Below are 11450 nucleotides of genomic sequence, written 5' to 3'. Positions count from 1 at the left end.
CGAGTGACACTTTCAAAAGGCGGCTGGCCTTGACTCAGCGAGCAACACCTCCTTCACTTCTCAATTAATCATGGTGTCCAGAAAATCAACCACTCGACCAGTCCTGACAGCCACCCATTTTTTTCCAGTGCCACCAACATGGGGTCCCATGTGAGTACCCTGTGTGCAGAGTGGGTGGTTCCCAAGGCTATCCCCCTGGCACTTGACTTGTCACAAACCAGAGTTCGATGAACGCGTACGGAGGGAAGAGTTATTTAGGTCCTACCGCAACGGCTCAAACGATGTCTGAGGATTGAACCTTCTAGCATGGATGAGGAACACTCCCCTCATTGGCAGTTCGTAAACGTCTGGTTACCGAATTGCTGAGAGGTACAACGGATGGTCTGGTTGCCCCGCTGGAACGTGTCGTACTCGGTATTCCCGAAGCATTGCTGCGTGGAGCAGGTCCCATCATTCCAGTTACCATATGCTTGATTGCCAGAGGTCTGCACGGTCCCGCTTAACCCGGGTGAGGGAGAGGAATAGTAATCCATGTTTCCAAAATGCTGCCGGGTTGCCGACTGCCCATTACTGAAGTTGTAATACTCCGTGTTACCAAATTGCTGCCCGGTCCCAGTGATCCCGTTGAAGTTGTAGTACGTGGTCCCGCTGAACTGCATGGTGGTCCCCGATTGCGCGAAAGTCGGACCCGGAGCGAGTGGGATCAAGAGACCGAGTATGAGACCCATAAGTGAGTGCCGCATGATAGGGACCTCCTTTTTCTCTTGAGGATAAAAAGTAAGGAATAGGGGTGGAGACCTCTCCCAGGAGGGGAAGAGAACGTGTCTGGTCAGCAAGGGAGGACCCACTGCCAGAGCCTCCACCCGGTTCCATTCTGCGAGTCATGTGACAATGACAGACCGGCCTCCACAGTATGGACTTCAAAGGTTCCATGAAATTCAGGCGGTACGAAGTGTGGTCACCCTTCCTGCACTATTTTGGGTGAGCTGCAACTGGCCTGACCGACTCATGCGATCAACTTCGAGAAACACGTCGGACCAACTCACTCCCGGCAAGCTCAGGATCAACTCATCCAGGGTACAGCCAGGATTCGCTCTCACCACGTCGAGAATCTGATCGCCAAGAAATGCTTGTTGCAGCATACGCGCCTCCCTTGCTCTGACCAGAGCCTCACTCCACCACTCAGAGACTCGTTGCGTGTGTAACCTTGGTACCACAATTCGCTCCCTTCAGTCTCCTTTCTGAGCCTAGTCCAGCTTCCAATCTAGTCACCTGGGGAAGTCCCTAGATCACGGTTCAATTTTCACCCGTGCCCACAATGACTATGAGACTCTTTTAGGTTTTTCAAAACGGTCCCTGGGACTCCCTTACTAGGTCATGAAGACGACCAAGGCACTCCGTCGTAGCCCCTCGCCCTCCTTGACCCTGTAACCTTCTGTCGTATATGGGCGACTACGTGAAAGGAGTAAGGATTACTAACCGTAATCCATCTGGGAGGTGAGCGTATGTATGCCGCCGCACTCGGAATACTCCTCAGTCTCGCCCTGACGCTCTTCAGTGCTGACAGTGCTCAGGCTAAAGAGGATCTATCCCAAGCTTCGATGTGGTTGTGCTTTGAGCCAGGCGGGACCCCTTTGTATACAGATCGGTTCCGAGAGAGTAGCGGGTGCGAGTCATACACGCCCAAGACCCAGTTAAATTATTATCATTATTCTCCCCAGCTCCGGTTGGGAAGTCCCTATCCTCCTTCTGTTGTTGACAGCCAGTGAGGCGTCGATGTTCCGACTGCGTCACCCTACAGCAGCGGTGATCCCTATAATGGATCAAATGTCGAGCAGCCTTACTTGCAAGCCGCAGGAGATAATTCCTTGGGATACGTTCCGGGTTCTTCTGTTGGGTACATTCCAGGCTTCTATGGTGTCCCGTATACTGGGCCGAGGGGTAGTTCAGGTTTTCGCTCGGCATCACCGAGGGGTCTGGGATACGGTGGCCGTGCGGCAGGTCATATGGGGAGCGGTTGGGGCAGTCATGCTGGAGGCGGAGGAGGCGGTCATAGCGGAGGCAGTGGAGGGGGCCACGGCGGAGGAGGAGGAAGCGGTCATGGTGGAGCAAGCGGAGGGGGTGGAGGCGATGGACATCGTTGACGGTCTAGCTAGGAGCCTAGAGAAGTGCTTACACACCTATACCTTTATGAGTCGATCTGTTCCATCTGACTTCGCCTCCTTTGACGGCCCCAGAATCTCTGGTAGGGTCGGGCCCGTAAAGCAATCTGCGTGATTCACATTGAACGTGGTACAAGTACCAGAGGAAGGTCACCCCACGTGCGGTCTTCGCGGACGATCGGTCAAGCTATAGAAGCAAACAGACGCAGTATAGCTGGAGACGAGTGCAGAACTGGTTTTAGCAACACGGCGTGGCCTAATCGCCGTTCCCATCTTCTATCCTACACTCCTTCGCGTCCCTCTGTATGGTACTTGTTCGACTAAGAGCAGCAAGGAGGTGAAGCGACATGAGACGTACTCTATTATTGTGCAGCCTGGCGATGCTTCTCTTGCCAATGGACATACCTTTTGTCTTAGGGCAGACGGCTTCTCTGCAAGAATACCCGGTGCCGGTTGGTTCGCACCCGCACGATGTTGCTCCATCTCCTGATGGCACCGTCTGGTACACCGCGCAGCACACAGGTGAATTAGGCAGGCTTGACCCAACGACGGGAAAAACAAGCCATCTCAAGCTTGGACAGGGATCGCGTCCTCATGGTGTGATTGTGGGACCTGACGGGGCGCCATGGATCACCGACGGTGGACTCAATGCCATCGTGCGAGTGGACCAGAAGACCAACGACGTGCACGTCTTTCCACTGCCAAAAGACCGTCAAGGAGCCAACCTCAATACCGCCACCTTCGATCGACGCGGAATCCTCTGGTTTACAGGACAGAGTGGCATCTATGGTCGTTTGGATCCGAAGGTCGGCCACGTGCAGGTGTTCGATGCACCCCGTGGAGTCGGTCCGTATGGTATCGCCACAACACCTGAGGGGATGGTGTATTACGCCTCGCTCGCGGGGAGTTATATAGCGCGCGTGGATCTGGAAAACGGAACTGCGACCGTCATCGATCCACCGACCTCACACCAGGGAGCCCGCCGGGTTTGGGCAGATTCGAAGGGATCCGTTTGGGTGAGCGAATGGAATGCGGGTCAGGTGGCGCGATACGACGCGACTACCAACACCTGGAAAGAATGGCGGTTGCCAGGCAAGAATCCCGGCGCGTATGCGGTGTATGTGGACGAGCAGAACACGGTTTGGCTCAGCGACTTCGGGGCCAATGCGTTGGTGCGGTTCGATGCGGGGACTGAAGCTTTTGAGATTTTCCCACTCCCTAGTCCTGGGGCGAATGTTCGGCAACTGCTCGGGAGACCGGGCGAAGTGTGGGGGGCCGAATCTGGAAGTGACAAACTGATCGTGATCCGACCTCACCGCTCTCACTGAGTGACCTCGCCCTCGTAAACGGGTACGAATCCGCTGTGAGGGTCGGGCCCGCCACGCGGTCTGCCTGACCCACATTGAAAGTGCTACAAAACTACAGGAGGGGACAGGTCAGAGCCTATGGATATCATTTCCCATGGCCTCTGGGGCGCGATCACCTTCGGTCGAAAAAACCGATCGAGTTTTTGGCTTGCCTTTGTAATCGGCCTGGCTCCCGATCTCTTGTCATTCGGGGTTCTGTGGACGGCAGCCATGGTTGGTCTTGAAGACATGCCCGATTTCAGTCACGGAACACCGCCGGAATCTTCAATCCCTTCCTATGTGCACCATCTGTACACCGTCACTCATAGCCTCACGGTATTCCTGATCGTATTTCTTCTGATTTGGTTCTTCCTGAAACGACCCGTCTGGGAACTCGCGGCTTGGGGTCTGCATGTGTTGGTAGACGTACCAACACATTCGCATGCGTTCTTCCCGACGCCAGTCCTGTGGCCGATCTTCGATTGGAGGTTCAACGGCTGGCAATGGATGACCCCAACCATTCTCGTTCCCAACTTTGTAGTCCTGTCGTTGCTCTATGTGTGGTACTTATCGCAGCCTTCTAGGACAAGAGAAGAACGCCGCAATCCTGAGTTTCGGGGAAAGATGAGTGCATGACCCATTTCGCGTCGCGTTAAGTGCCGGACTCTGCGTCATCCCTTTCCTGGCCTGCCCTTTCAACTTGTCCAAACCTGCTTTGAGGGTTGAGCCTGCCACGCGACCTGCTTGACTCACATTGTAGACGGTACAACTACAGGGGGCAGGTCAATAGTAAACAGCCTAAAAAGTTCCAATCTCTCTGAGTGTAGTGTAATGCCTTGTCGCGTCCAGCCTACACTTCAAAGCCTGAAAAGGCTTGCTCACTGCGCTATTTGCCGGTGCTGCTACATTAGGATCCTGCGAATTCAATCAGTTCTTCATTCCCACCGGTGTGGCACACACCATGCTCTGACGAGCCCCTGACCCGCGGGAACGATCCTCAGTCACACTACCTTCGAACTCTTCGGGTTCGGCGGGCGATACCGGTGTGCTTTGCGAATGCAGAGGAACACATGAATGCGCTCAAACGACATGTTTCTTTTTGGCCTTGGAGATTCTGTGACGCGTTGTTGTACACAAGCATGGTCCTCGGCCTCAGCTTGTCCCTCCTACTTGATGCGTGGGCGCTAGAGATCAGCCCGTCGGCGTTGAGTTTTCAAGCCACACAGGGTGGCGCGAATCCGTCAAGCCAAGTCGTGAGCGTCTTCAAATCTAGTAGCCACATGGTCCTCTGGAGCAGCCACGACAGCGCAAATTGGGTAAGCGTCTCACCGACGATGGGAATGATCGGGCGTTCAACGCAACTCTCGGTGAGTGTTAACGCGGCGGGATTGGCCACGGGCACTTATGCCGCAACCGTGAAAATCACCACGGCCACTGGAGGGCACATCGCAGTTCCCGTAACGTTGACGGTGACGGCAGCCTCGCTCCCGCCAGCCATCAGTGCCAGCCCGGCAAGCCTCTCCTTTACAGCCCAACAAGGAAGCGGCAATCCCGTAACTCAAACCCTGAGCATTAGCAACACGGGGAGCGGCACCTTGAGCTGGAATGCCAGCGATAGCGCGGCCTGGCTCACCCTCAGTCCCGCCTCAGGGACAGGCAATGGCACCGTCGCAGTGAGTGCGACACCAGGTACGTTGGCCGCGGGCAGCTATAGCAGCACCGTCACTCTCAGTGCGACCGGCGCCGCGCCCGTCACCGTCCCTGTGTCGTTGACCGTGACGGCCGCCGCTGTCCCGCCATCCATTGGTGCCAGTCCGACAACATTTTCATTTACCGCCACTCAGGGGGCTGCAAATCCGGCTACCCAACTATTGAATATTACGAATCCTGGAACCGGCACTTTGAGTTGGTCCATTACAGACAATGCAAATTGGCTCGCACTCACCCCTGCCTCTGGCGCAACGACCACCGGAACGAGTCCAGTGACCGTATCCGTGAATACGGCGGGTCTTGGTGCTGGTTCGTCGACTGCCACCATTACGATCGCCGCAACAGGGGCTGCAAATACGCCTCAAACGATTCCCGTGACGCTGAGACTCAATACTCCGGGAATGTCATCGGCGACATTGACGTGGAATGCCAGCACGAGTGGTGGCGTAGCGGGGTACAAGGTCTATCAGTCAACCACATCGGGGGTCTATGGGCCGCCAATCGCAACACTCCAAGGCAATGGTACAAGCTATACCGCGACGGGCTTGGCAGTCGGCACCACGTACTTCTGGGTGGTTACTGATTACGACCAGGCAGGAAATGAAAGTGTGCATTCCAACGAGGTCAGCAAGAGCATTTTTTAAGTAAGAAAGTGGCCTCGCGTTTTGGATACCGTGTTGACGCGACGCCTAGACGGCCTCGTCCATTACGACGCGGGGATTGGTCGACTTCGTGGTGTGGTGCGATGATGGCGATCAACGAGCGAGGCGATCACGCGGTTCAGCCTTGCCTGGAAGCTCTCTGCAACTGCTCAAACTCGACGCCGAATTCCAAGCCCTTCACTCATTTCACCATGGCTCGATCGAGCAGCAGCGGCTCCGGACCTCCCCGAACAAAAATCCGCAGCCGCACCCTCATTCCGACCAATACGGGCTCGTTCCCTTTCACTGCCCCCTCAGCTAACGAGAGATCCGTGAGCATCCCTTCACCCGCGGTCTGCTCTCCATGATAGAGCACGGGAACCGACTCCTTAAATCGCTGAGTCTTCCGCATACGAAAGGCAGCCATCGCTCTCCGTCCCACGTCCCTTGAGTTATGGGGAACGCAACCCTGTTAGGCCAGTGCCTGCTGAAGGCTCGTGATCAACTCCTCAACGTTGACGGGTTTTTGTATATAGCCGGCCGCGCCCAGCCCCTGCGCTCTCTCCTCGGCTTCCTTCCGATCACGAACCGTGACCACGATCACAGGAATGGCGCTCAGCGTTGTGTTGCTTTTCAATCGTTCCAGGACGTAAAACCCATCCCCACCGGGCAACCCCAGGTCGAGGAGGATGGCCTCCGGTTGCTGTTGGCGGGCCGCACTGATGGCGTGCATTCCATCGGCAGCCCAGACGGGATAATAGTTATGGGCCTTGAGGGCCGTGCTCAGCAGGGTCCAACTATCGAGATCATCATCGATGATCAGAATTTTGGGCTTCACGAAAAACCTCGTCTGGTGAGAGCTCCATACTCCCAGAGCACCGACAACATGGTCCTGCTCGGGTCACCCGTGACGGCTCTCACCGCCTGAGCCACTCGGCCCAGCCGGCGGTTCGCTTCCCGAATGGGATCGGCCGCAAACCCACACATCAGGCATCGCCAGCCTTTCATCCACATGAAGCCGTGTCGCGTTTCGAGGTCATAAAAGTGGTGCTCTCGCATGGGGCTCTGGCAACGTGTACAGGTCATAGTCGCTCTCCTTGATAGAAAGGCGAGATCCAACGCCTTTGCTCTAAGGGTACCGAATCCACGGGCGGATGCCAGACCAAGAAGAGGTACGTCGAATGGGGGGAATTGTGCGTGGATCCCACAGGGTAGGTGCTGTTCAGACTGCTGATCTTGCCCCCTATAATGGGTCCAAATCTTTGGTGGGTTCCGGCCGCCCACCGATCTGCCTGACTCACATTAAGGGTGGTACCACCACCGGGGGGCCGGTCAATCGCATAGGCTCGGTTTCCATTATGGCGCTTCGCGCTTCTGCTCTTCCTTTTCGAGTCGTTCAAAAGCGCGGTCGGCATTCTGGCGGACATAGTCTCGCATCTGACTGTTCAGTTCTTTCGACTGCGTGAGCATATTTTTCACATCCTCAAGATCCATTTTGACGACCACATAGTAGATGCCTTTCTTTTCGTCCTTATACCGGTCTACGGGCCGAACCCCATTCAATGTGGCTGCTGCAAATGTTTTCGTCGCTTCTTCGATGTGTTGCTCATCGGTGGTCTTTTTAAAATCTCCCGCGGTCGTGGATGCGGCATAGTCTCGCATCAAATAAGCCGTATACGTGGAGAGCACCTTTACGATCTGCGCCCGTGCCCGATTCCCTGCTGCATCCCAGGCAAGGGGTTCATTGTGGACGCCCATCACTTCTCCGATCCCATAGAAGGCCTTGGTATCCTGGCCTGTATAGGTACCGGTCTTGACCCACGTCGGAGTACTCTCGCAGGCACTGATGGTGAGTGTCACGAACAGGCTCCCGACGACCACCGCGGTGATCTGCTTCCACCCAGTTGTGGTTCCCAACATATTGACCTCCGACCACTGACAGTCTGCGTCAACCTTAGAAACAGTATAACACTGACCTAGAAAGTGGCGTGCTCCTGGACAAGGGAATCACAGAGCATCTCGACACCATAACGAGATGAGGTTGTTAGAAGACCATCACTTCTTACAGGCAGAGGGACCTATCCAGCGAGAGAAAAGTAGGCGAGGCTAGTCAGGAACTGTGCGAGAGAGTGCGGAGAGATAAGGAAGAGGACGAAGAATGTTGGTGTGTCCATTCTTCGACGAGCATAGCCCAAGACATGTTCTCATTCTAGCCTAACCTGGTCGGTGCCTGGAGGGCCGCGTTAGGACTGTGTCAGACGACGTTCGATGCTATGGTGACCCCGCGCAAAACCCGCCATACGGTTCTCGAACTCAGTCCGATGCGCTTGCCGATCGCAACCATTCCGAGACCTTGCCGTCGGCGTTCAAGCACCGGGCTAAAGACTGTGGGATCGGTCTCCTCGATCTTCCGCCGTCCTCGCCGCTTGCCCCTCGCTCACACACGTGTGATGCCGGCTTTGACCCGCTTCTGAATCATCGACCGTTCGAACTCCGCAAAGACCCCCATCAACCCGAAGAGCGCTTTGCCGGCCGGCGTGGTGGTGTCGATGCTCTGCGAGTCGATGAAGATATCGAACAGTTATGTTGAGCGAGGCACAACTCTCACGCAAAACTATGACGAAAGCACTTCATGTCGTATAGTAGTAAAGACATGGATACAGCATGCTGCACAAATGAAAAGCAGGAGACAGCATGTCTCACCTAGTTGCCGTCGTGCTTTCCCTTCATCTGCTGTTCCTGTGGGCAAGCCCCGTCTCAGCCTACGTCTGGCGTTGCCACAGTCCCCATGGAGATTTCTGGACCACCACACCGAAGGAGTCCGACGATTGCAGTGAGTATGACAGCATCTATAACCCCGATGCGGCGCCCCCGATGGCGAAGCAACGCACATCAATGGAATTCACCACGCCGGAGCGAGGGACCAAAGACAAAGTGCAGTTCACGCAGCAAGAACTCGATCAGATGCTGGCGCCGATTGCCTTGTATCCCGACTCGCTGCTCTCACAGATTTTGATGGCCTCGACCTATCCTCTGGAAATTGTCGAGGCAGCTCGGTGGGGCAAAGCGCACCCGACGCTTCAGGGCGACCAAGCGGTGAAAGCGACCGACCAATACAATTGGGAGCCCAGCGTGAAGTCACTCGTGGCATTCCCAAACGTTCTGGCGATGATGGATGAGAAACTGGACTGGACGGAACGGCTCGGCGATGCATTCCTGTCGCAGCAGCAAGAAGTCATGGACACCGTTCAGAACCTGCGTCAGCGCGCGTCAGCCAACGGCACCCTCCAATCGACCGACCAGGTTCGTATCGACCAGGAGGGGCAGAACATTTCGATTATCTCGCCGGACCCGCAGGTGGTCTATGTCCCTTACTATGATCCCACGGTCATCTATGGCCCCTGGTGGTGGCCAGCTTATCCACCGGTGTTCTGGCGACCCTGGCCCGGCTACTTCGTGGGTCCCCGGCTGGGTATCGGGTATGTGTGGGGACCGGGCGTCACGGTGGGAGCCGGTTTCTTCTTCGGAGCTTTCGACTGGGCGCATCGACAGGTCAATGTGGTGACCGTCAACAACTTCTATTATCGCAATACCGCCATCAGAGCCTGGACACACGACCCTGTCCACCGCCGAGGCGTGCCCTACCGGGAAGCCGCGTTGAGTCAGCAGTATGGGCGCGCGACTGCATCACCTCCAGTCCGACAGGATTTCCGCGGACACTATCCCTCCCCGGCCTTTCCCGGAAGCCGCGAGAGTTTCGGAAATCGTGGCAACGCGCGCAACAGCGGTGCAGAGGGCCGTCCGCCGATGCCCATCCCATCCGGGTTTCGCGGCGGCGAACTGCGACCGCATGCCTTCGAGGGCGTCGGCCACGGAGGATCTGCGTCCAACTTCGGGGCACGCGGCAATGCCAGTTTTCACCGTGGCGGGGGCGGTGGCGGCGGGGGGTTCCATCATGGAGGCGGAGGCCATCACGGCAGGTGATATGCGACTCTCTCTTCATTTCGGACAATTGTCGTTTGCGATTCTGATTGTCCTGTTGTTGGCGATGCCGTCCGCGGCCTCGAGCGAATTCTTCGTGCAGACGACGTTTTCCTCCGCTGAGGAGGGGATGCAGGCTTTCGTGGACACCATCAAGTTGAACGATCCATCTGTATTGCAAACACTCTTAGGCGCCGACGGTCTGGAGCTGTTCGACTCGGGCGATGCGGCGGCAGATACACAATGGCGCAAACAGTTTCTCAAAGCGTACGTGGACGCCAACAAAGTGGTGTTCGAAGAGAATAATACGCGTGCGATCTTGATCGTCGGCCGCGACAAGTGGCCGATGCCAATCGCGCTGGTGAAATCGGAAAAAGGATGGCGGTTCGATACGCACCATGCCGCAGAAGAGATCCTGCACCGGCACATCGGCCGCAATGAGCTCGCCGCCATCCAGGTGTGCCTGGCGATCGTCGATGCCGAGCGGGAGTATGCGACGCAAGATGCGGATGGCGACGGCGTTCCGGGATTCGCCTCGAGATTTGTCAGCTCGCCCGGCAAGCGGGATGGCCTGTATTGGGAGACCCGCGAAGGCGAGCCCTTGAGTCCGGTCGGGCCCTTGCTCGCAGCCGCAGGAAACGATGGGTCTGTCACATCCGATTTGACACCCTTTCATGGCTATCTGTATCGAATCCTCGGCAAGCAGGGCAAGAATGCGCCGGGGGGAGCATACGACTATCGGGCCAACGGCAAACTGCTCGGGGGGGTTGCAGTCCTCGCCTATCCGGCCCGCTACGGACTGTCCGGTGTCGTGAGCTTCATGGTTAACCAAGACGGAGTGGTCTACCAAAAAGATCTCGGTCAAAATACAGCGGCGCTGGCGGCTGAGATGACTGAATTCGATCCCGACCCGAGTTGGAGACGCGGTCCGTAGAGAACGAGAGCCTCACTCCACTTACTTCGTAGACAGCATACCGATCGTTTTCGAGGCCTCGTGATCTAGGTGAGGTTCTTATCCTGAAGTATTGGAGGGACACGGCGCCACATGGCAATGCTACTCAGGCTAGCTCAGACCGCGGATCATCGTTTGACTGAACTGACGCAAGTTGTCCCTTACCGAAGACACCTTGTCGTGATATTTGTTTCTCTTAGCAGCCGATGCGGGCAGACTCAGCAGCCAACACGATAGCAGGGGAGCCATTTGAGGGAGCGGCAGTTCTGAGGAGCCGCCAGACCCTCCGGCTCGACACACCCACGGACTAGCCGACCGCAACCATTCCCAATCCTTGATCCTGTAGGTTTCGGATTCGTCTACTAGCTGGATCTGCTTCCTCGATGGTCCGCCTTCCCCATCGCCGGCCTTTGTTCCGCACTCGCTTGATGACGGCTTTGACCCGTTCTTGAATCATTGACCTCGCTCCCATAAACGGTCCAGATCTTGTGGCGGGGTCGGGCCCGCTGACTCGCCACGCAATCTGCCTGACTCATGTTGAAACTCGTACAACTACAACGGGGCTAGGTCATACAAAGAAGCAACCATTAACCGTCCTCGTCATCTGACTCTGCTACCACGCTGCTACCAGGACAGGACAAACCAGCGCCATCTGCCG

The 11450-nt window shown here is 56.3% G+C and carries 14 protein-coding genes; 7 read left to right on the top strand and 7 right to left on the bottom strand.

Annotated elements, in window-relative coordinates; translation table 11 throughout:
- Positions 1-326: 326 nt before the first annotated feature.
- Complete coding sequence (locus VEI50_00070; GenBank protein ID HXX73506.1) at positions 327-743, bottom strand: hypothetical protein; 417 nt, start codon at positions 741-743, stop codon at positions 327-329.
- A gap of 195 nt (positions 744-938) precedes the next feature.
- The gene (locus tag VEI50_00065) at positions 939-1142 is read right to left on the bottom strand and encodes a hypothetical protein (GenBank protein HXX73505.1); all 204 of its coding nucleotides are present in this window, start codon (positions 1140-1142) and stop codon (positions 939-941) included.
- 886 nt (positions 1143-2028) lie between these two features.
- On the opposite strand from VEI50_00065, the gene VEI50_00060 reads away from it, so the two are divergent.
- The 4 genes from VEI50_00060 (at position 2029) to VEI50_00045 (ending at position 5862) form a co-directional block, all read left to right on the top strand.
- Positions 2029-2277 carry a hypothetical protein gene (locus VEI50_00060; GenBank protein HXX73504.1) on the top strand — a complete coding sequence of 83 codons (249 nt, stop codon included), beginning with the start codon at positions 2029-2031 and terminating at the stop codon, positions 2275-2277.
- Positions 2278-2509: 232 nt separating this feature from the next.
- Positions 2510-3490: a hypothetical protein gene (locus VEI50_00055; protein ID HXX73503.1), complete on the top strand. Its 981-nt coding sequence runs from the start codon at positions 2510-2512 to the stop codon at positions 3488-3490.
- Positions 3491-3607: 117 nt separating this feature from the next.
- Positions 3608-4144: a hypothetical protein gene (locus VEI50_00050; GenBank protein ID HXX73502.1), complete on the top strand. Its 537-nt coding sequence runs from the start codon at positions 3608-3610 to the stop codon at positions 4142-4144.
- A 488-nt stretch (positions 4145-4632) separates the two neighbouring features.
- Positions 4633-5862 carry a BACON domain-containing carbohydrate-binding protein gene (locus VEI50_00045; protein ID HXX73501.1) on the top strand — a complete coding sequence of 410 codons (1230 nt, stop codon included), beginning with the start codon at positions 4633-4635 and terminating at the stop codon, positions 5860-5862.
- Positions 5863-6061: 199 nt separating this feature from the next.
- On the opposite strand, the gene VEI50_00040 is transcribed toward VEI50_00045, so the two are convergent.
- From VEI50_00040 to VEI50_00025, 4 genes are all read right to left on the bottom strand, one after another.
- Positions 6062-6286: a hypothetical protein gene (locus tag VEI50_00040; GenBank protein HXX73500.1), complete on the bottom strand. Its 225-nt coding sequence runs from the start codon at positions 6284-6286 to the stop codon at positions 6062-6064.
- 45 nt (positions 6287-6331) lie between these two features.
- The gene (locus tag VEI50_00035) at positions 6332-6697 is read right to left on the bottom strand and encodes a response regulator (protein HXX73499.1); all 366 of its coding nucleotides are present in this window, start codon (positions 6695-6697) and stop codon (positions 6332-6334) included.
- Positions 6694-6945 carry a hypothetical protein gene (locus tag VEI50_00030; GenBank protein ID HXX73498.1) on the bottom strand — a complete coding sequence of 84 codons (252 nt, stop codon included), beginning with the start codon at positions 6943-6945 and terminating at the stop codon, positions 6694-6696. Before VEI50_00030 ends, VEI50_00035 begins: the two co-directional genes overlap by 4 nt.
- Positions 6946-7215: 270 nt before the next feature.
- Entirely contained in the window at positions 7216-7779 is a 564-nt protein-coding gene (locus VEI50_00025) for a hypothetical protein (GenBank protein ID HXX73497.1), read from the bottom strand.
- A 331-nt stretch (positions 7780-8110) separates the two neighbouring features.
- Between VEI50_00025 and VEI50_00020 the strand changes: the two genes are divergently transcribed.
- The 3 genes from VEI50_00020 to VEI50_00010 all read left to right on the top strand — a co-directional run bounded on the left by VEI50_00020 (position 8111) and on the right by VEI50_00010 (position 10774).
- Positions 8111-8449, top strand: coding sequence for a hypothetical protein (locus VEI50_00020; protein ID HXX73496.1), 339 nt, complete (start codon positions 8111-8113; stop codon positions 8447-8449).
- Between the two features lie 104 nt (positions 8450-8553).
- On the top strand, positions 8554-9843 hold the full coding sequence (locus tag VEI50_00015; GenBank protein ID HXX73495.1) for a DUF3300 domain-containing protein: 1290 nt from the start codon (positions 8554-8556) through the stop codon (positions 9841-9843).
- Positions 9767-10774 carry a DUF2950 domain-containing protein gene (locus VEI50_00010; protein HXX73494.1) on the top strand — a complete coding sequence of 336 codons (1008 nt, stop codon included), beginning with the start codon at positions 9767-9769 and terminating at the stop codon, positions 10772-10774. Before VEI50_00015 ends, VEI50_00010 begins: the two co-directional genes overlap by 77 nt.
- 325 nt (positions 10775-11099) lie before the next feature.
- Here VEI50_00010 and VEI50_00005 read toward each other — a convergent pair whose 3' ends face one another.
- Positions 11100-11249: a hypothetical protein gene (locus VEI50_00005; protein HXX73493.1), complete on the bottom strand. Its 150-nt coding sequence runs from the start codon at positions 11247-11249 to the stop codon at positions 11100-11102.
- Positions 11250-11450: the final 201 nt, after the last annotated feature.

This window comes from Nitrospiraceae bacterium (assembly GCA_035623075.1).
Lineage (GTDB): Bacteria > Nitrospirota > Nitrospiria > Nitrospirales > Nitrospiraceae > DASPUC01.
Note: the sequence above shows the minus strand (reverse complement) of the source record. Positions and strands in the feature narration are given on the sequence as shown.